Genomic DNA, 20779 nt, shown 5'->3' with positions numbered 1-20779 from the left:
CATCAATCAGCATTTTGCGCTCGACCGACTTCCCAATTTTAGAGAATTCTGACTTGGTTAACCATTCATATATTTCTTCTGAAACATCGACAGAATAAACCTTTAAGATCACCTGCTGCTAAAGTGATCCTTCATCCACATCAGAAAAGATATAGTTGTAAAATTCGGTTCCAGTCACAACATTAATAACCACAACACGCTTTGTATCCCGATCATACATCACCCGAACTTGTTTATTTTCACCAACAAATGTATTACCTGAAGTTCGCTTCAGATAGCCACGAAAGCGAAACTCTCCCTCTGTAATTTCCATCATAATCTTATTATTATTAACTTCCGTTATATTGGTAACGGGAGTGGGAGACTGTGCAACAATACTAGATAATTGATCAATGGTTTCTGCCTTTACAGGGACAATAACTACAGCATTTCCCCAAACGATCATACCCGCCATACTGAGAGTAACAGCAATCGCTCGTCTTTTGCTTTGGGATTTGGTATTCATAATAATCCTTTATTCCTATTTTTGATGTTCTGAGGTACTTAAGAGTGGAGTTTCTTCGTTGACAACCTTTTAGGATATAAACGCCATCTCCACCAGATTTACTAAAATATTTAACGTAGCATGGGTTGGTATCCCAAGCTACGTTTTAAAGGGAAAAAATATTGCAACGAAAACACAAGATACAACACTTCTAACCGCCAACGGTTACAGGTTGTCCGTCTGCATCTAATAACGCTCGTTTTGGCCCGTGAATCGGATCTTCAACAATAATCGTTTGATCTCGACTCGCGCCTAACGAAACAATAGCGATCGGAACTTTCATTAATTCCGCTAAAAATTTCAAATAGCTTAAAGCTTCTTTGGGTAAATCTTCTAACTTGCGACAATCAGCCGTTGATTCTTTCCAACCCGGAACCGTTTCATAAATCGGTTGACACCGAGCAAAGGTTCGCGCACTACTGGGGAAATGTTCGCACTGTTCCCCATCAATAGAATATGCAACGCAAACTTTAATTTCCTCTAAACCATCTAAAACATCTAATTTGGTAATCGCTAAACAATCTAAACCGTTAATTCTAACAGCATAACGACCAATCACCGCATCAAACCAACCGCAACGCCGTTGACGTCCCGTTGTCGTTCCAAATTCAGCCCCGCGATCGCACAAGACTTGGCCAATCCCATCCACCATTTCCGTCGGGAATGGCCCTTCACCCACACGGGTTGTATAAGCTTTCGCCACCCCAATTACCCGGTCAATCATCGTCGGGCCAACTCCAGCCCCCACACAAGCACCGCCAGCAACGGGGTTAGAGGAGGTCACATAGGGATAGGTGCCATGATCTAAATCTAATAGGGTTCCTTGTGCCCCTTCAAATAAAATATTCCGTCGAGCTTGTACTGCTGCGTCGATTTTCAGTGAAGCATCAACCACATGGGGACGCAACCGTTCTGCATATTCCAAATATTCCTTAATCACCGCTTCCGGGTCGAGAGGAGGATGATTATAAAGCTTTTCGAGGATAACGTTTTTATTGTTAATCGTCCAGCGCAACTGATCGGGTAAAGTCTCGGTTTCCATCAAATCAATGATGCGAATTCCCGTGCGTTCAGACTTATCGGCGTAAGTCGGGCCAATTCCCCGTTTCGTTGTCCCAATCTTTTGATCTCCCCGTTGTTCTTCCGATGCTTGATCCAAGAGGCGATGGTAAGGCATCGTTACATGAGCCGTCTGGGAAATCATTAAGTTTTGGGTGGAAATCTTCAGGGATTCGAGTTGATCCAGTTCTTCGATTAAAATTTTGGGATCAATTACGGTTCCTGAACCGATAATGCACTCGGTATCGGGATATAAAATGCCTGAAGGAATCAGGTGCAGTTTAAAGGTTTGATTGTCAACTACAACTGTATGACCTGCATTAACGCCACCTTGGTAGCGGACGACCACATCGGCTGAACCACTCAGCAGATCGGTGATTTTGCCTTTTCCTTCATCGCCCCACTGGGCACCGATAACAACTACGTTAGCCAAGAGAGTTTTCACTCCGACAGTTTACACAAATCTTAATTATCTGTTATTAAGGGAACTCTGTCAAATTAAGTTTTGTTAACGGTTTTGTCACCCTTGATCCTAATGCCTTCACTGACCGCCCTAGAATAGAGACGTTACGTTGAGTTAAGCTGCTACGCATCTAAATTTGATATTTTGTAGCCTAGACTCCTTACAGCAAGGCTTTTGGGCAATAAAATTAACTGCGTGACAGCTTATCTCTATTTGCGATCGCGACAACCCCCAGATTTCAGTTTCTCAGCAAAAACAGATTAAAAGAAGTAACGAAAATCAAGTCTATCTTCAATTTTTATCCAAAACTCTATTATAGCAAAAAAATTATTTTTTAGCTTAAAACTCTAAAATAAGAATCTTCATAGAAACGCAGGTTTTAACCCCATGTTTTTTGAGGGTTGTGCTATCGTTAATGGTTAATATCAGGATCAGTTTATCAAGTGAGTCAATAAACCTTGAAACGGATCAGTGATAGTGATTGTTTTAACCTTTATTTAAGAGTTACTATGCCGTTACACGCTGAGTTACATCGCCATTTAGGGGGTTCTGTTGTACCGCGTATTCTGTGGCGGTATTTTGAACGTCATAACCCTCAGTTAACCCAAGGGTTTGTCGAATATGAGCGGTTTGAGGATTTTTATACCAAACCTCGCAATACCTTAGATGAATATTTAGAACTGCATACAATGGTTGAAAGTGTGCAGACCGTTGAAACCTTGCCTTATTTTATTTATCGGTTGATGCGGGGTGCTTATACTTTTGAAAATTTGGCGTATTTAGAATTACGCTATACCCCTTATTTACGAACACCGGAACATCTCAGCCAGTCCCAACGAATTGATTGTATGGCTGAAATTGTAGAAGTGGTAGGAAAAGCCAGTCAAAGTAGTGATACTCCCATTATTACCAGCCAAATTTTATGTATGCACTCGCGGCTTCCTGTTGAAGTTAATCGGGCGATTATTGATTTAGCAGCACAAATGCCTCAATATGTTTGTGCAATCGATATTGCTGGAGGCGATAATCATTATGCTGAACGGTTGAATGAGTTTATTGACTTGTACCAATATGCCTTATCCTTGGGATTAAAAACCACCGAACATTTATATGAAACCCCAGATGGTTGTTATCCCGAATTGTTACCCTATTTAATGCGAATTGGTCACGGCATTCAAATTCCGTTATTACATCCTGAATTGTTACCGGAATTAGCTCAACGAAACCAGTGTTTAGAAGTTTGTCCCACGACCTATATTAAAACGGGTACTCTCAAGGATATTCAGCAATTAAAAATTGTCTTTGAACGCTGTTTTGATGCCGGAGTTGATATTGCTATTTGTACCGATAACGCCGGCTTACATAACGTGCGTTTACCCTTTGAATACGAGAATTTATTAACCCTTGATATTCTAGGGTTTGAAGAATTACAAGCCTGTCAACAAGCCGCCTTTCGTCATGCCTTTGCATGGCCCCATGAAAACCCCCCCGCACAAATTCTTAATGGTTTATTAAAACCTGAACCTGCAATGGTTTAAACAATGGGAAACAGTGAGCAGTTGATTTAGTCTCCTGTCTCCTGTCTCCTAACTTTTTAATAATTCCGGTTTTTTTGCTTTTTCTAATAGCGGTTTTAAACCCTGAGCAACTCGTTCCCCTCCCACTAATAGGAAAGTTGATTTTGACTAATTCGATTATTTTCAATCAAGTCTCTAGCTTAAAAATTCTTAATAATTAATAAACAGTTCCGTCCATCTTCACCCTGTTCATAACTTAAATAATCGGCAATATCGTACATTAATTTCAAACCTCTTCCCCCTCCCTTTATCTCCGTATTCCTTGAGGGATCATTCATCTCCTTGAGAATGCGTTTGATTTTATTAAGTAAATCAAAAGGTTCGCCAAAATCCCAAATCCGAATTTCAATTTGTTGCTCTAAAACAGTCACTTCTAAATCAATATATAGATCCTCAGAACGTCCTTTATGAGCATGACGAACTGCATTAGTAAATCCCTCTGCTAAAGCTAACTGACAGCGTATCCAAACAGATTGAGGAATAAAGGACTGATACAGTTGCTCAAACCATGACAAGACTTTAGCTAGGAACACTAAACTAGACGGAACTTGAAGTTGAGTCGTTTGGGGAAGTGACAATGGTTTTGAATCCTCTTATTCAATCACAATTAAGTTTGACTGATTTCCTAAATCCTGAACAGCATTAGGGATTTAGAATCTTGACAAGTTGGCTGACTTCATCATGATACAACAAAAGTTAGGATAGGAGGGAGGCTTATTTAACCTCTGAGGTCGCTTGTTCGTCACAGCGTTTTACCCCCCTTGAATAAGTTATTGCCTTTGGCGTCCTCTAATAGTTTACTGCATTTTTGAGTGGTTTTCTAGTCTTCCTGAACCGTGATTGTGCTAGATCAAGTAAAATATTAGAGATGGGATAACACAACTTGTGAAGTTTCAGAAAAATCAACCCCTCAAGGAGTGAAAACACACTCCTTTGAAATGAGGCTGAAAGCGCGTAGATCAGCGCTAATATGACATAAAATTACTGCTTTAACATGAAAAGGAATTAATTGTAACTTTTATGGGATGAACTTTATGAATCTTAAATATTAACTGAACAAAACCTTGAAGTCCGTCAATTTCAAGTTCAGGCAATCCTCTAATTAGACTATACTCAAAGACAGCAAAGTCTTAACTTGGCCTTGATTACCCTCATCTGGTGTACCAACGTACCTCAACGCTCATGTTTAAAATTCTGGTTATCGATGATGATGTTGCCATTTTAGAACTTCTCAAAAGAACGCTGAAAAAACAGGGTTATGATGTTAGTGTGGCAAATAATGGTGAAGAAGGCATAGAACAGGCTAAACAGCTACGTCCAGCACTGATTATTTGTGATTGGATTATGCCCAAGTTAACGGGGATTGAGGTCTGTCGTCAAGTTAAAGCGACTTCAGAGTTATCAACAACACAATTTTTCTTATTAACGTCCCTCGGTTCAGTTTCAGATCGAGTCACGGGCTTAGATGCAGGAGCCGATGATTTTATTTCTAAACCCATTGAAATGAATGAACTCTATGCTAGAGTTCGGGCAGGATTAAGATTACATCAACTCAGCCAAGATTTACAAACCCAAAAACAACGCATTGAAGCTGAATTAGCAGAAGCCGCAGAATATGTGCGATCGCTCCTTCCTGAACCTTTAACTGAACCTGTAAAAATTGATACTAAATTTATTCCCTCTCGTCAATTAGGTGGCGATTCTTTTGACTATTATTGGTTAGATTCTGATCATTTATCGATTTATTTATTAGATACATCAGGACATGGCTTAAGAGCAGCTCTTCCCTCCGTTTCTGTTCTTAATTTACTGCGTTCTAGGGCTATTCCTAATATTGATTATTATCAACCCAGTAACGTTTTAAAAGCCTTAAATACCACCTTTCAGATGACCTATCAAAATGATAAATATTTTACAATTTGGTATGGGGTTTATGAGCTTTCAACTCGACAATTATTATATTCTAGTGCGGGTCATCCTCCTGCTATTTTATTAACAGGGAAAAATAAAAAAGATATTAAAATTGAACGCTTAAAAACACGAGGAATGCCTGTCGGAATGTTTTTAGAAGCAGAATATATGGATGCAACCCACAAGATAGAAGAATTTAGTAATCTTTATATTTTCAGTGATGGAGTTTATGAAATCAATCAACCTGATAATACAATGTTAGGCTTAGAAGGGCTAATTTCAATTTTAGTAGAATACAATGATTTACAAACAGATACTTTAGAAGAAGTTTTAAATACCGTTAAAAAAATTAATGCAAATAACCCCTTTGATGATGATTTTTCTTTGCTAAAAGTTACTTTTACTTAATCGGGTGAAATGGGGAAACACAAATCTGTTGAAATCCAGATTAAATTCCCCGTTTTCACCCTATCTTAGCTCCTGAATCACCAAAGATTAGCTTTTCAAAGATTCCAAAAATTTATCTTCGTTTTCAAAAATCTCAAATACCCGATCCATACTGGTGAGTTCAAATAAAATCCTAATTTGTTCATTGATAGAACAAACAAATAATTTACTCCCAGCCACTCTAACCGTTTTCAGAGCTAAGACTAATGCACCCAAACCCGAACTATCCATAAATGTGACATCTTGGAAGTCAATTAATATTATTTTGGCTCCCTTCTCAACTAAAGCAGCAATATCTTGACGAAATGGACTAGCTTTAGTACCATCTAAAATCCCGTGAGGTTTAAGAATTTTAACATCAGAACTCATAGTGTTTTAGGGATGAAACCCTCCATAAGACTCGCCCGACTCAGTTAGTATAGCTTTGAGATGGACTCATAGCCAAATACATCCAGTTAACCTGGGGAACAGGAAATTTAATCAGTACCCTGTCTGTTTCCGGGCTGCATTGATGATCCCGCAACCGTAAAGTTAATCAACCTTTCACCGGACTGACTTTAGCCCGATAAAGGAGTTTATTCCCTTCTCGATATCCCGTATATCGCACAATCACTTGCTCTCCGGGTTGAGCCGTTCCCTCCAGGAGTTGATGTAGATGCGGATCATAGGGAACTTGTGTGCCGACAGGTGCGATCGCGTCTACTCCCCATTGTCTCATAAGCTGTTCTACTGGACGCACAAAAGGTAATAATTTTACCGCCGGAAGTTGGGGGTTTTCTTGAACTCGATACACCACCGTTGGCCATTGCAATAACCACGACTCCAAAACGTGCAGACTTTCCCGTTTCCATTCTTCTAACAATGCAGAACGTTGCTGTTTCATCTGTGTTTGTAAGCGTTGATATTCTGATTCTAAATCTCCTTGAATTGGAGTTTCAGAAGGGACAGAACCTGGAGCAAATACAGCTAATAATTCGCTCAGAGAAATCTTTAAACCCTGACTAATTTTCAACAAAATACTAACCGGGGTTTGTAGCGCTAGTCCCCGCCGCAGTCGAATAATCTGCAACGGGGAAACCCCAGCAATTTGGCTTAATTCTTCCAGGCTAGAAATCCCCGCCCGTTGCATGAGTTCCTGTAACTGGGGGTTATAGTCCGGTAACGCAGATTCACTCATTTTGATTTTTAGTTCACGAGTTACACTGCCATTGATGGCCCTTTAGCTGCCTTGCAAATGAGCTTCTAAGAACCACAACCGCTTATCAATGGCGCGGGAAATTTCAGTGTACAAATCTGCTGTATCCGCATCGCCTAATGCACCTGTTTGATCAATGGCTTCTCGAACCATTTTCGCATACGGAGCATAGCGATCGGCTAAAGCCACCACATAATCTTTATCATTAGCCAAATCCAGGGGGAATTCTGGGATAATGGTATCTGCAATTGCCATCCGAGCCGTTCCCATTGCTGTCCCACCTAACACAGTTGCTCGTTCGGCAATCAGATCAATATATTCTTCTAATTCTGTAGCCATTTCATCAAACAATTCATGCAACTGATAAAAATTAATCCCTTTAACATTCCAATGGGCTTGTTTGACTTGGGTTTTTAAATCTAATGTTGTCGCCAAACTGTGGTTTAGAATCTCAATCACTCCGGCGCGGGTTGTTTCGGGTAAATCAATTCGAGTCGGATAAAGACGTTGTTTTGAGTGAGTTGCTACCATGATTGAAAATACTCCTTGATCAGTTTTATAGAATGAATCAAAACTTTACAAATATAGAAGAGATTGATCACAGTGTATCGAATTTCAAACCCTTCTAAATCTATCTCAAGCTAGATGCTTTTGCAGGACAGAACGCGGTGCTTTTCGGACATGACAGCGAATGGTTTCTAACCCTAATTTTGTACAAGCTTCATAGCGATGACATCCTGAAAAGCCATAATAGTCCCCGTCCACTTCTAAAACCTCAATCGGTTCCTGTAAGCCAATCTCTCGAATGGATTTCATTAAGGCTTCAACTTTAGTGGGGTCTGTTCCACGAGGCAGAGGACGACGAATCTGCTTGAGAGGAATCTCTTTAACCTGCATTCAGTTACTCCTCCTTTTCCTTGTCTTTCTATATCATACTCATAATGACTTCAAGTTGCAACCTTTTCTGGGAAAAACTTAGAAATCCGATTTCCGGCATTCACACAGACGAGGAAGAAAAGGGGACAAGGGGACAAGGGGACAAGGGGATGAGGGGAGATGGGGAAGAAATAATTTATTCCCTATTGGGTATTGCTTTGGTTTAACAGCCAACAGACTTGACAACAGACCTATTAACCATCGATAACAGACAATCAAAGACTGATTTTTAACTCATGACAACGGACAATCGACAAAAAAGAATCGCAATATTTGATAGTGGTGTCGGAGGATTAACGGTTTTAAGGGAACTCTACCGCCAACTCCCCAATGAATCCGTTCTTTATTTTGGAGATACGGCGCGGTTACCCTATGGAACCCGCTCACGAGAGGAAATTGTGCAGTTTGTCCGTCCCATTATTCTTTGGGCGATGCAGCAGGATGCCAAAATGATTCTCATGGCTTGTAACACCAGTTCCGCCCTGGCCTTAGAAACGGTTCAAGATGAATTTGATATCCCCATCCTCGGATTAATTCTTCCCGGTGCTCAAGCCGCCGTGCGACACGGAAAGCGCATCGGGGTAATTGCTACCCCCGCAACAGCCGCCAGTAATGCCTATCGTCACGCCATTCAGGAAACAGATTCTTCTGTTCAAGTTTGGCAAGTGGGCTGTCCAGAGTTTGTTCCCTTAATTGAACAAAACCGGATTCATGATCCCTATACCTATCAAGTGGCACGGGACTATTTAACCCCCTTAATTCAGCAGCAAATTGATACCCTGATCTATGGTTGTACTCATTATCCCCATTTAGCTCCTGTCTTGCGTTCTATCCTTCCGGCCCACGTTCAACTTGTTGACCCGGCGGTGTCTTTAGTGAAAGCTGCGGCTAAAGAATTAGAACTGTTAGGACTGCGGAATACCTACTCTCCCAAACCCACTCGGTTTTGTGTGAGTGGTTGTCCTCAACAGTTTGCTTCTATTTCGGTTCAGTGGTTAGGGTTTACTCCCCTGGTAGAAGCGACTACGTTACCCACGATGGAACCTGTCAATACTGCCCCTATGGCGGTCAGTGATGGTATTACCCCATCATTAACCTGATATTTAACAACAATACCCACTCAGCTTGTCTCAAACTGGGTGGGTCTGTTTTTCATTTTCCATTTCCATTGCATCATTTCAGAATTCTTGATTACTTGATCCAGTAATTTGGGAAAACTGATTTAAGATAGATTTTTAAGATCTCAATCGAGAGATATTTGTTGTATACTTAGCGAGGGCTAAGAGTAAATAAATCATTAAAACATAGCCCGTTGCCAAAAGCGGGATGATTAAAGGCATATCATTATAAAACATAGGAGCCAGCCACAAGAATTAGGAGAAGGAGCGCACAGGAGTTTAATATCCCCTACATAAGGTCAACACGCAAAGCCAGGGTCTAGCTTTTATGACCTACTACTAAAAATTTCTATGGGGAATTCTCATCCCCTGGAAATATTGCTCACACTTAACTCCGCCAGAAGATTCCCTATGAAAAACCCTAGGGTTCTCTCAGAAAACCCTAAATAGAGACTCCTCTAACCGATGTCATGGATAAGTCCACCGACTGGAATCAGCTTGCGAACTCTTAAAAAAAGTTCTAACGGCTATCCGAAAGCCAATGGAACAATCAGGTGGCGATTGATTATCCTTAATCTGATCGCTAGACCCGTTTCCCTTAATGTGTAGAATTATTGGTTAAACTCTTACTGTTAAGATAACACAAAAATTAGAAAACAGGAGCATTTCAGGAAATTTTTTTTTGCTTTGGGATGGCTTACCCAACCTGGAGACAACACCTGGCCAGAAGGGATAGGAAATAGCCAGAAGGAACCTCTCTCAACGGTTAGACAGAAGTGTTAAAATCCCTATCCCTTCTGGATTAGGGTCTATTTACGCCGAAATTTCCAGACTCCTGTTTCAACTTCAATGCGATCCCCTGAACCGAAACAGATTAAAATCAGACTATAATATGTAAAATTTTGTTAACTCAACGCCTGAGTTGGCTAATCCATGACATCGCAAACTCTTCTATTTTCGCCAGTTGAAGCAGACCTGCGGCAGTTGACCGATAACTTAAAACAACTTGTCGGTGCACGACATCCGATTTTGTATGCAGCCGCAGAACACCTGTTTAGTGTCAAAGGGAAACGGGTACGTCCTGCGATTGTCCTGTTGATTTCCCGAACCACAATGCCCGATCAAAATATTACCCTCAAGCATCGGAGGTTGGCAGAAATCACAGAAATGATCCATACCGCCAGTCTTGTCCATGATGATGTGGTGGACGATGCTGAAATGCGTCGGGGAGTGCCAACGGTTCATAGCTTATTCAATAACCGAGTTGCGGTTTTAGCCGGAGATTTCCTATTTGCTCAATCTTCTTGGTATTTAGCCAATTTGGATAACTTGGAAGTTGTCAAATTACTATCCCAAGTGATTATGGATTTAGCGGAGGGAGAAATTCAACAAGGTTTGAATCGATTTGATACGGGATTATCAATTGAAGCCTACTTAGAAAAAAGTTATTATAAAACTGCTTCTTTGATTGCCAATAGTTCTAAAGCAGCAGGTGTTTTAAGTGGGGTTTCAACCCAACAGGCAGAAGATTTATATAACTATGGTCGTCATATTGGTTTAGCCTTCCAAATTGTCGATGATATTTTGGACTTTACTGGTGTAACCGAGGAATTAGGAAAACCAGCCGCCTCTGATCTCAAAAGTGGAAATTTAACCGCACCCACACTGTATGCTTTAGAAGAAAAACCGTCTTTGGAAACATTCATCGAGCGAGAATTTGCTCAAGAAGGAGATTTAGAACAGGCTTTAACCTTAATTAAAGATAGCTCAGGCATTCAACGTTCTAGGGAATTAGCCTCCTATCATGCACAAGTTGCTGTCAAGTACCTCGAACCCTTTCAAGCCTGTGAATCTCGACAGGTATTAATCGATTTAGCAGATTATGTTTTGAGTCGGCTTTATTAACGGCAAAGTTGACAGTTGACTGTTGAGCGTTGACTGTTGACTGTTGCCCATTTTCAACTGATAACTGATAACTGATAACTGATAACTGTCTTAAGCAATATTGGGTGGAATTTTCCGTGATTTAGACTGACGACGTTGTTGATAGTCTTGGAGATAAACTTGTATTAATTCTTGAATTTCGCTGCGTTTGATTTCGGTAGCCGACTGAAAATTTTTAGGAATTTCAAAAAAACATAAACTATCCGGCATTTCTAAGACAACCATTTGAAATAAAATATGAGTAACGGGTAACGGAATAGCTACAAGTTGAGAACCCGAATCAGGATTCCCATAAGTTAACGCATCTTCTAAAGTTGAAAACGCATAAATAACTCTTTTTTTGAGTTGGGGTTGATCTACATTAATAAACGGCTGAACGACCCAACTTTGATCTAAAGTTTGTAAAATATAATATTCGGGATGTTGCAATTGTTCTGCTAATAGTTTTAGCGCAGGTGAAATCGCTTCAACCACCTGGGGGGTTGTTCCATCTTGAGGCGCTTTATCAATTAAAGTTTGAATTTGTTGATCTAAATTCATAGCTGTTGGTTGTTGACTGTTGACTGTATTTTTCTCGACATCCCCGACTTAACAGGCAAGATGCCTGTTCCACAACAATAGTAAACCATCCGGAAATCCAAGGCTGATTCCAGAATCAGTGTGTTAGGGTCATTGTAGTAACTAGACATCATGGGGGAAATCTGCCAGAACGCAACAATTTTCCAAAGGCTATTGAGAGAACTGAATCAATCCACTCGTGCTTCTGAACAAAACTGTCGGGATGTTGCAGAACGAATTACCGAAGAAGCCACCCGCATTTGTACAGAAAGCAAACGGATTCAAGACTCAGGGGATATAGAAACTTGGGCCATGACTTTAGCTCAACACCGTTTACAGCAATGTATTCAATATTATAAGCTAGGGTCAAAACAGGGGCCGTTGGAGTTACATAGTACCTTGAGCGCGATTGTTTATCGATATATTACTCCTCCTCAAGTGCAATCGAGTTACCAAGCTCGATTGGAATTAATTAAGGATTTTTTACAAGCCTTTTATTTAGAAACCTTGAATGCCTTTCGTAAAGAAGCGCAGTTAGCTGCCACCTACCGTCCTCGGACACTCTTGGAACTTGCGGAATATATGGCATTTACGGAACGCTACGGTAAACGGCGAATTCCTTTAGCCCGAGGTCGGAGTCAGCAATTGATTATACTCAGAGCGCAAACCTTTTCTCAACAACAGCCTAAAGAAAGTTTTGTCGATTTAGAACAAGCCGCTGAGGGGTCAGGTTCCGAATCTGATACCACCTGGAATGATTCTTCACTCCAGCAAGTCCGAGCCGCAATGGTAACAGAGTCCAACGAATCAGAGTCCGATTCTCTCCGTCAAACGGTAGTAGAGGAACTGATGGCTTATTTAGAAGAACACAAACAACAAGATTGTGCTGACTATTTTGCTTTGCGGTTACAGGATTTACCTACTCGTGAAATAGAGGAAATCCTAGGATTAACATCCCGTCAGCGTGATTATTTACAGCAACGATTTAAGTATCATCTGCTTCGATTTGCTTTAGGACATCGTTGGGAATTAGTTCACCAATGGTTAGAAGCAGATTTAGAACGAGATTTAGGGTTATTGCCTCATCAATGGCAAGAATTCTTAACTCAAATTGGTTCGGAGCAGGAGAGTTTGTTAAAGTTAAAACAACAGGGATTATCTGATGCGGAAATTGCCAAAAGTTTAAATTGCAAAGAAGCTCAGATTCAAAAACGTTGGTTTAAATTGTTAGAGTTGGCTTGGGAAATCAGGAATCGTTCAGTATCCGGAGCAGGGGCATCCAGTGATGAATAACGAAGCAAACCGAGATAATCAATGCTGTGAGCGTCGATTCTTTGACTGGTTGTTGCAACAGCCAACGACATCTTTATCTCATCAGGCTCAGGAGGGATTAAATTCCCATCCCATTCCTGATGAGACTTTTGGGGTTGAAAACTTAGAGGGGGAGGAATTAGACCCCCTCGATTCTGAAGAGATGGATGTTTTCGACCCCAACAGTCAACGATTCACACTGGGAGATATACCGATTGTGAAAAACCGATTTGAGACCGTTTTGAGAGAAAGACTCAAAGCCACAATTCAACTGAACCCGCCCTTGTTTCCTTGGGAACCGGTCGGCACTGATTTGCAGCGTGAATATCCAGACGCATTCGGGCCAGAACCGGTTCCTTTGTCTAATCTTTGGGTTGCTCATCGACAGCAATTGAGATGGTCAATTCCTCTACCAGAGCGGGTTTTTGATCAATTATTGGTTCCTTGTCAAAAAGTGGTTCACTCTGCTTTGCAGCAAGGCGCTAAATTAGTTCAGGTGGTGGAAACGTTATTTCCCAATGAATCCCAACCTCTGAATGAATTGGCGGGTTACGTGATTTTAGGGCGTTTACGAAGTTATACTGATTTAACAGAGTCTCAGCCTTGTTATGAAACGGCAACCCCTGAACAACAAATGGTGTTGTTATTATTAGCAGCGCAGGAAATTCTTCAGGCTTTGACTCTCAATTGTGGTTTGAATCAAGCTCCTGTTCACCAAGAGTGGTTAACGACTTTAGGAGAATTGACCCTTGAGGTGGAATATGTTCAAACCGAGTATGGAGCTAGTTTAAAAATTCTGGGTCAACTTCCAGCCGGAGGGCGGTTGCAACTGTTAGATGACACGAGATCAGCAACAGCGCAACGGGAATCTCCTGGATATTTGAAACTGGAACTCATAGACCCGGAACCGAACCAAATTTATCGACTTCATGTTTTATTTCATAGTGACGAGCAAAATCCCCTCTGTTTTGCAATTTGCCCCCAACCCAGGATTGAATAAAGAGCAACCCATAAGCTAAATTTAGTCTGTCAGTTTAGGTGATCTTAAGTTAGAGTAGTTTAAGGTTTCAACCCTTTAACCTTTAAGCTTAAACGATGACACCCTCAATCCCTTTTTTCAGTCAATTATGGCGACGGATTGAAGCAACACCCAAGCCAGTACCGGAGGATTCCCTGTGGCTACGGGTGTTAGTGCAATTGTTAGTGATTGCGGGGATTGTGGCAACGGATGTTGCTATTGAGGAACCCCTGAATTTATGGGCAATTCCTGTAAGTATCTTGGGGGCAACCTGGAGTTGGTTTCGTCGTCGCCATCGCAATGTGCCGATTAAATTTTGTATTGCGATTGGAATGTTAGTTGCCCTCGCTGCATTTTTTGGGCGACTATTTGGGGAAATGAATGATACGCGGTTAGCCTTAGCTAGATTATTAATTGAATTACAAGTTTTACATAGTTTTGATTTACCCCGTCGCAAAGATTTGGGGTATTCGATGGTGATTGGGTTAATTTTAATGGGAGTCGCAGGGACGCTTAGTCAAACGATGGCGTTTGCGCCTGTGGTGTTAGTATTTTTGGGGTTGGCTTTACCAACGTTAATTTTAGATTATCGCTCTCGGTTAGGGTTAGGAGATCTTGAATTTAAGTCGAAAAAAACATCACAGCAACCGGGAAGTCAGGTAAATTTTAAGTTTGTTGGAATTCTTTTTTTAGTCGTAGTTGCTTTAGGATTAATTATTTTTACTGCTCTTCCTCGGTTCCCCGGATATCAGTTAAGAACATTTCCGGTGAGTTCTCCAATTAAAATGCCTCCGGGGCAATTTGATGGCAGACAGATTTTAAATCCGGGTTATGTGTCTTCAGGAAAAGATCAGAATAATAATTCTGGTGGAGGTGGTACGGGATTAAATCAGGAAACAGGAGCCGGAACGTTAAACGATACGTTTTATTATGGATTTAATACTAAAATTAATCAGAATTTACGGGGAGAATTAAAGCCTCAAGAGGTTCTGCGGGTAAGATCACAAGCACGGGGATTTTGGCGAGTAGTTGCTTTTGATCGCTATACCGGACAAGGATGGGAAATTTCTCGTAATGATAGAACCATTCCTTTAAGACGTTCGATTTGGTCGTATCAGTTTAATTTGTTTCCGTTAATCACTCAAGCAAAAACGCAAGAAGTGGTTCAGAGTTATACCGTACTGCAACAACTTCCGAGTTTAATTCCGGCGATGGATAAGCCAAAGGAAATCTATTTTCCCACCGAGGAAATTGCTATTGATCCTGATGGAAATTTGCGATCGCCTTTAGAACTCCGAGAAGGGATGACCTACACTGTGGTTTCTCAAGTTCCCTATCGCAACCGCAATCAATTACAACAAGCATCAACGAACTATCCCAAAACTATCAAAAAATATTATTTACAAGTTCCTGAAGAAATCGAGGCGAAAGTTAGGAAAAAGACAGAAGAAATTTTAGCCAGCGTTAATCAAGTTGCTCAAAATAAGAAACCTTTAGATTCAACCTATGAAAAAGTTTTATATTTAGCGCAGTATCTTAAACAAAACCCTAATTATAAATTACAACAGGAACCTCCCTTTTTAAGGAAAAACGAAGATTTAGTCGAAGCGTTTCTATTTGGGTATCAAGATAGTCCCCCTGGTGAAAAAATTACCGGAGGCTACCCCGATCATTTTTCTACGGTTCTAACAATAATGTTACGGTCTATCGGAATTCCAGCGCGACTGGTTGCTGGATTTAACCCTGGGGAGTTTAATTATTTTACGGGGTTATATGTTGTGAAAAATACCGATGCTTTTGCGATGACGGAGGTATATTTCCCTAACTATGGTTGGTTTGCATTTAATCCTATTCCGGGAATGGATTTAATTCCCCCGACCGTGGAAGAAGATCAAACTTTTAGTGCGTTAAAAGCGTTTTGGAGTTGGGTTGCGGGTTGGCTACCTTCTCCCGTTGCGAATGGATTACAAGCCATTCTAGGAACAATTATTTTAGCAATATTCCAAGGAATTCGCTGGTTTTTTAGTTTATTCACCCAGGGATGGTTAGGAATTTTTAGTGGATTAATTATTACCACTGTGATTGCATTTTTCGGATGGTTAAGTTGGGATGTTTGGCAGGGTTGGCGCTATCGTCGTTGGTTGGCGAAACTCCCTCCTGAAGAAAGTCTTTACCAACAACTCTTAGCGGTTTTAGCCCGTAAAGGGTATCCGAAACATCCTGCACAAACCCCCTTAGAATATGCGTCTTGGTTACAGCAATATCATTCAATTGCGGAAGCTGAAGTTATTGATGAATTGTCTCAAGGCTATATCGGTTGGCGTTATGGTGGAAAACCGCTTAATCTTGAGCAAATGCGAGAGTTATTGATGAATTTAAAAAAAGCACATTATAAACGGTTTAGCCTTCAAAGTTGGCTTAAATACATAAAACGATGATTTTGTCAAGCTCAACTTATTGCAGATCAAAATAGTCTCTGAAAATTTGGTATCACACTTCAAGGTAAATTCAGGAATGTAATATTGTGATTACACGAAAAATCAGGATTTTAGACCTATTATTTTTAATAAAGCTATACTTCCCCAGATTATGTTTTTTGTATTATAGCACCAAACGGCGTAATTGCGTCAATAGTTGCAAACAGGTTGCAATAACCTCTTGACAAAATTTGCCCTAAAATCGAGATAAACTTTTAAAATTTAAAACGATAACGCTTTTTTAATAAATTAAGCTTATATTAAGTCTCCAACCCCAGACAAGATAGGCCATGAGTCTTTACGAAAATTCAGATAAAATAACAACCAACAATCTGCAAGTGTGAGGGACAATGGTGATGAAGCGAATGGTACTAACGGGATTAATCAGTAGTTTTCTCTGGGGTTTACCCGTTCAAGCACAACCGACAACAGCTAATCCCTATAACTTATTGCAATATAGTCAACTGAAAATTGGCATGACCTATGATCAAGTCAAAACAATTTTAGGGTCAGAAGGACAACAAGATGGAGGGTTTACAAACAATCAGAACACTAATTCCCCCGTAATTTATCATTGGATTAATGGAAATGGTTCAGCGATTAGTATTGTCTTTGATGCCGATAAAAAAGTCATCAAGTTAGCGTCTTATAATTTAAGCCATCCCGAACATTTACAAGTTACCAAAGCTGAAGACGGAATTTTACAAAATTTATCCCAAAGTACCATTCTGATTGATCAATATAATCAAATTAAGTTAGGAATGGCTTATGATGAAGTCGTTAAAATCATGGGTAGTGAAGGCAAAAAAGATGAACAAATCAATCATTCTTCCCAGACTTTATCAGACAATCGTTATCACTGGTTAAATCCCAATGGTTCTCGAATTACCGTAATCTTTGATCAAAATCAAAACGTTACTTCGGTTTTGACTCAAAATTTAGACAACTATACAATTGGACAACTCGCACCGCCAAACCGTCCAGAAGGGCCAACCTTAGCAACCCGTGAACAGTATTATCAATTGCGATTAGGGATGACCTATGAACAGGTGAAAGTGATTATGGGGAGTGAAGGAACCGTGAATACAGGCTTTAATCCCGAATTAGCAGAGAATTTTAAGGCAGCTTATGAATGGATGAACCCGGATGGAACCGGAATTAAAATCATTATGAGTGCTGAAGATCAAGTTTTAAGTATTTATAGTTATGGGATGGGTGTGGGACTGCGATAAGTTGCGACCGCTCCCATGCCAGAACCGTAACAAATTTTAAGAAAGTTTACATAAAACCGGAAAAGGTTGACAACAGCATAAACTGAACTGTGATTTGAGTAAACTTCCAAATCCGGGCTTTTTGGCTAGGGGATCAGCAAGTTTTTCTATTGAACTTTGCGCCTAAATTGGGGGTAAAGGAGATGCTAGAATACACTTTGCTACTCATTCTGCCTGAAAATATCAAATTCTTGTAAATGCTGTTTATGTCAGTTGGGAGAAGAGCGTTGATGAAACGATTGAGTCGCCTGTTGGCTGTGTTAGTTTTGATAGTCGGTTGTCTAGGATGGACTGGACATCACAGTGCTTTAGCTGCAAACTTAAACGTGATGCAGTATGGGGTTACTTCTGGGATCTTAGCAACGGAAATGCCTCGGAGAAATCGTGTTGATGACAAGATGGCTAAGGTTCGCAATAAATTGGACTTAAATAATAGCGATCTGCGAGATTTTCGTCAATACAAAGGAATGTTTCCCAAGTTAGGGTCACTGATTATTCTGAATGCACCCTATGATTCCGTTGAGGATGTATTGAAAATATCCGGTTTGACAGAACAACAAAAAGAAATTCTGCAACAGAATTTAGAGAACTTTACCGTGACTCCTCCTGAGTCTGTGTTTATCGAAGGTGACCAACGGTTAAATGTTGGGGCTTACGACTAAGCCATTTCTGGGAATCAGTGTCAGAATGTACGGATTATGTTAACAAGATTAAAAAAAGTTAACATAATCTCTAACGTCAGTTTAATCTGTTTAAATCTGTTATGGTTCTGGGGTACTGTGCACCAAACAGTTGTACAGATCAAAACCCTCATCCCTGACTTAAAACCAACCCTTCATCCTGGCACTGACCCATGACCGTTATTGAGACTTCCTTAACTTCCCACCTGCCCTTAGTGTTTGATGTGTTGGTTGTGGGTACAGGAGCGGCGGGATTATATACCGCCCTTTGTTTACCTGAACACTTGCAGATTGGCTTAGTCAGTAAAGATGCTCTCCCCCTATCAGCGAGTGATTGGGCGCAGGGAGGAATTGCTGCTGCGATTTCAAGCGATGACTCTCCCACTCTGCATTTAGAAGATACCTTAAAAGCTGGAGCCGGGTTATGTGAAGTAGAGGCTGTTCAATTTCTAGTCAATCATGCGCCAAAATGTATTCATCGGTTAGTAGAATTAGGGGTAGCCTTTGATCGGCATCAAAGCCAGTTAGCTCTCACCTTAGAAGCGGCCCATTCCCGTCATCGCGTTCTGCACGCCGCCGATACAACTGGACGGGCGGTGATTACAACCTTAACCGAACGAGTCTTAGAACAACCCAATATTAAAATTATTTCTCCCGCCTTCGCCTTAGATTTATGGATGGATACCGACGGCCAACGCTGTCAAGGCATCAGTTTGATTCACAATCATCAGATTTATCGGGTGAAAGCAAAGGCTGTAATCTTAGCCACGGGGGGAGGAGGCCAAGTTTTTGCTCACACCACAAACCCCGAAGTGAGTACCGGGGATGGGGTGGCTATGGCTTGGAGGGCTGGAGCATTACTGAGAGATTTAGAGTTTTTCCAATTCCACCCAACGGCCTTAACCCAACCGGGAGCACCGCGATTTTTAATTAGTGAAGCCGTCCGAGGAGAAGGCGCCCACTTAATTGATAACCAAGGTCGGCGGTTTGTCTTTGATTATGACGAGCGGGGAGAATTAGCGCCCAGAGATGTGGTCAGTCGGGCTATTTTTAACCATTTGCAACAGTTACGTCAACAACCGGGAAATCATGGAGAACAAGTTTGGTTAGATTTACGGTTTATTCCCCCAGACAAAATCCGCTATCGCTTTCCGAATATTATTCAAGTCTGCCAAAAGTGGGGTATTGATATTTTAAATCAACCTATTCCTGTAACCCCAGCAGCCCACTATTGGATGGGGGGTATTGTGACCGATACTCAAGGTCAAACTTCTATCCCTGGACTTTATGCTGTGGGTGAAACAGCCAGTACCGGAGTGCATGGTGCGAATCGTTTAGCCAGCAATTCTTTGCTAGAATGTTTAGTGTTTGGTGCTCAACTAGCATCTATTGACGCTCTTAACCTTCCGACAACGAAGGAAAAATTTGATTCAACTTTAGAAATCAAGCCAGTGATTTTGAGTGACTGCAACTGGGAAGAAGACTATGCTAGAATAAAGACAATTCGATCCCGCTTGCCCCATGTCCTATGGCAAAGTGCTGGGATTTGTCGCCAGTCTGATCACTTGGAGGAGGGTTTAACTCAGGTGAAAGCATGGTCTGAAGAATTTTTAGCTTTACCCATCAGCCAATTATTATCTCGTGTACATCCGAGTGATTCGAGTCATTGGGAATTAGTGGGCATTGAGGCACATGATTTAAAACAATGGGGAGAAACTCGTAACTTACTCAGCATTGGCGAGTTGATTTTGAAGAGTGCAGCGTTTCGCCTCGAAAGTCGCGGGGGTCATTATCGACAAGATTACCCACAGTCAGACCCAAGCTGGCAAGTTCATACTTTAATTCAAGAAAATCAAATTTGGAAATCACCGCCAGTTCCCGATTAAGTTCGTGAGCCAGAACCATCCCCATCCGGGGGTTTTCCCGTTTTAGGCGGAACATACTCACAAATTAAATCTGAGGGAGTCCAAAAATGATGAAATTGAGAAAGATTAAGCGGGTTAGCTGGCCCAAACTTAAGGATGAGAGCAAAAAGCAAGGCAACACTTAAGGGCAAACAGCAAACCCCTGCCAATATTTTGAGTGTTAGGCTAGAAACCACAATCGTTTTACCCCCTAATTAAACCTTTAATCTTTCAACCAGGGCAGCCAACGATAACAAAACTGCCTTAATGGTTCAAGTATATCAATTATATTCCGTATTTACACTGAGTATTCGGGGAGAGTTGTTGACAATCTGCCTTATTCCCCCAGATGTAAAGTCTATGATT

The 20779-nt window shown here is 41.0% G+C and carries 19 protein-coding genes; 10 read left to right on the top strand and 9 right to left on the bottom strand.

The genetic code is table 11. From position 1 onward, the window contains the following. Positions 1-118: 118 nt before the first annotated feature. Together H6G57_RS01595 and H6G57_RS01590 are read right to left on the bottom strand one after the other, a co-directional pair. Entirely contained in the window at positions 119-505 is a 387-nt protein-coding gene (locus H6G57_RS01595; RefSeq protein WP_199313903.1) for a hypothetical protein, read from the bottom strand. A 190-nt stretch (positions 506-695) separates the two neighbouring features. Continuing rightward, complete coding sequence (locus tag H6G57_RS01590) at positions 696-2036, bottom strand: adenylosuccinate synthase (protein ID WP_190515467.1); 1341 nt, start codon at positions 2034-2036, stop codon at positions 696-698. A 539-nt stretch (positions 2037-2575) separates the two neighbouring features. Between H6G57_RS01590 and H6G57_RS01585 the strand changes: the two genes are divergently transcribed. After that, positions 2576-3604, top strand: a complete 1029-nt coding sequence (locus H6G57_RS01585) for an adenosine deaminase (RefSeq protein WP_190515465.1) — start codon at positions 2576-2578, stop codon at positions 3602-3604. 179 nt (positions 3605-3783) lie between these two features. Here the strand turns inward: H6G57_RS01585 and H6G57_RS01580 are convergent, their stop codons facing one another. Then, positions 3784-4221: an ATP-binding protein gene (locus tag H6G57_RS01580; RefSeq protein WP_190515463.1), complete on the bottom strand. Its 438-nt coding sequence runs from the start codon at positions 4219-4221 to the stop codon at positions 3784-3786. Positions 4222-4825: 604 nt separating this feature from the next. Between H6G57_RS01580 and H6G57_RS01575 the strand changes: the two genes are divergently transcribed. Then, positions 4826-5962, top strand: a complete 1137-nt coding sequence (locus tag H6G57_RS01575; protein ID WP_072717972.1) for a PP2C family protein-serine/threonine phosphatase — start codon at positions 4826-4828, stop codon at positions 5960-5962. An 87-nt stretch (positions 5963-6049) separates the two neighbouring features. Here H6G57_RS01575 and H6G57_RS01570 read toward each other — a convergent pair whose 3' ends face one another. The 4 genes from H6G57_RS01570 to H6G57_RS01555 all read right to left on the bottom strand — a co-directional run bounded on the left by H6G57_RS01570 (position 6050) and on the right by H6G57_RS01555 (position 8093). Then, positions 6050-6370 (bottom strand): STAS domain-containing protein, encoded by a 321-nt coding sequence (locus H6G57_RS01570; protein ID WP_190515462.1) that lies wholly within the window; start codon positions 6368-6370, stop codon positions 6050-6052. Positions 6371-6536: 166 nt separating this feature from the next. Continuing rightward, positions 6537-7178 (bottom strand): helix-turn-helix domain-containing protein, encoded by a 642-nt coding sequence (locus tag H6G57_RS01565; protein WP_190515460.1) that lies wholly within the window; start codon positions 7176-7178, stop codon positions 6537-6539. Positions 7179-7220: 42 nt separating this feature from the next. Continuing rightward, entirely contained in the window at positions 7221-7727 is a 507-nt protein-coding gene (gene dps, locus H6G57_RS01560) for a DNA starvation/stationary phase protection protein Dps (protein ID WP_190515459.1), read from the bottom strand. 105 nt (positions 7728-7832) lie between these two features. Beyond that, positions 7833-8093 (bottom strand): ParB N-terminal domain-containing protein, encoded by a 261-nt coding sequence (locus H6G57_RS01555; RefSeq protein WP_190515457.1) that lies wholly within the window; start codon positions 8091-8093, stop codon positions 7833-7835. A gap of 275 nt (positions 8094-8368) precedes the next feature. On the opposite strand from H6G57_RS01555, the gene murI reads away from it, so the two are divergent. Both murI and sds read left to right on the top strand, forming a co-directional pair. Continuing rightward, on the top strand, positions 8369-9232 hold the full coding sequence (gene murI / locus H6G57_RS01550; RefSeq protein WP_190515456.1) for a glutamate racemase: 864 nt from the start codon (positions 8369-8371) through the stop codon (positions 9230-9232). Between the two features lie 951 nt (positions 9233-10183). Beyond that, a complete protein-coding gene (gene sds / locus H6G57_RS01545) occupies positions 10184-11155 on the top strand; it encodes a solanesyl diphosphate synthase (RefSeq protein ID WP_190515454.1) in 972 nt (323 codons plus the stop codon). A gap of 90 nt (positions 11156-11245) precedes the next feature. Here sds and H6G57_RS01540 read toward each other — a convergent pair whose 3' ends face one another. Then, positions 11246-11734 carry a hypothetical protein gene (locus H6G57_RS01540; protein ID WP_190515453.1) on the bottom strand — a complete coding sequence of 163 codons (489 nt, stop codon included), beginning with the start codon at positions 11732-11734 and terminating at the stop codon, positions 11246-11248. A gap of 150 nt (positions 11735-11884) precedes the next feature. Between H6G57_RS01540 and hetZ the strand changes: the two genes are divergently transcribed. The 6 genes from hetZ to nadB all read left to right on the top strand — a co-directional run bounded on the left by hetZ (position 11885) and on the right by nadB (position 20395). Further along, positions 11885-13045 carry a heterocyst differentiation protein HetZ gene (gene hetZ, locus H6G57_RS01535; RefSeq protein ID WP_190515452.1) on the top strand — a complete coding sequence of 387 codons (1161 nt, stop codon included), beginning with the start codon at positions 11885-11887 and terminating at the stop codon, positions 13043-13045. After that, positions 13038-14063 (top strand): hypothetical protein, encoded by a 1026-nt coding sequence (locus H6G57_RS01530; RefSeq protein WP_190515451.1) that lies wholly within the window; start codon positions 13038-13040, stop codon positions 14061-14063. Before hetZ ends, H6G57_RS01530 begins: the two co-directional genes overlap by 8 nt. Before the next feature lie 95 nt (positions 14064-14158). After that, complete coding sequence (locus H6G57_RS01525; protein ID WP_190515450.1) at positions 14159-16519, top strand: DUF3488 and transglutaminase-like domain-containing protein; 2361 nt, start codon at positions 14159-14161, stop codon at positions 16517-16519. 404 nt (positions 16520-16923) lie between these two features. Continuing rightward, positions 16924-17790 (top strand): hypothetical protein, encoded by an 867-nt coding sequence (locus H6G57_RS01520; protein WP_190515449.1) that lies wholly within the window; start codon positions 16924-16926, stop codon positions 17788-17790. A 269-nt stretch (positions 17791-18059) separates the two neighbouring features. After that, positions 18060-18491, top strand: coding sequence for a photosystem II complex extrinsic protein PsbU (gene psbU / locus H6G57_RS01515; RefSeq protein WP_190515447.1), 432 nt, complete (start codon positions 18060-18062; stop codon positions 18489-18491). A gap of 191 nt (positions 18492-18682) precedes the next feature. Next, the gene (gene nadB, locus H6G57_RS01510) at positions 18683-20395 is read left to right on the top strand and encodes an L-aspartate oxidase (protein WP_190515445.1); all 1713 of its coding nucleotides are present in this window, start codon (positions 18683-18685) and stop codon (positions 20393-20395) included. Here the strand turns inward: nadB and H6G57_RS01505 are convergent. Further along, entirely contained in the window at positions 20392-20610 is a 219-nt protein-coding gene (locus tag H6G57_RS01505; RefSeq protein WP_190515443.1) for a hypothetical protein, read from the bottom strand. The genes nadB and H6G57_RS01505 overlap by 4 nt on opposite strands. Between the last annotated feature and the right edge of the window lie 169 nt (positions 20611-20779).

Origin of the sequence: Planktothrix sp. FACHB-1365, from assembly GCF_014697575.1 — a bacterium.
Taxonomy (GTDB): Bacteria; Cyanobacteriota; Cyanobacteriia; order Cyanobacteriales; family Microcoleaceae; genus Planktothrix.
The sequence above is the reverse complement of the archived record's forward strand: the minus strand, read 5'-3'. Positions and strand labels throughout refer to the sequence as shown.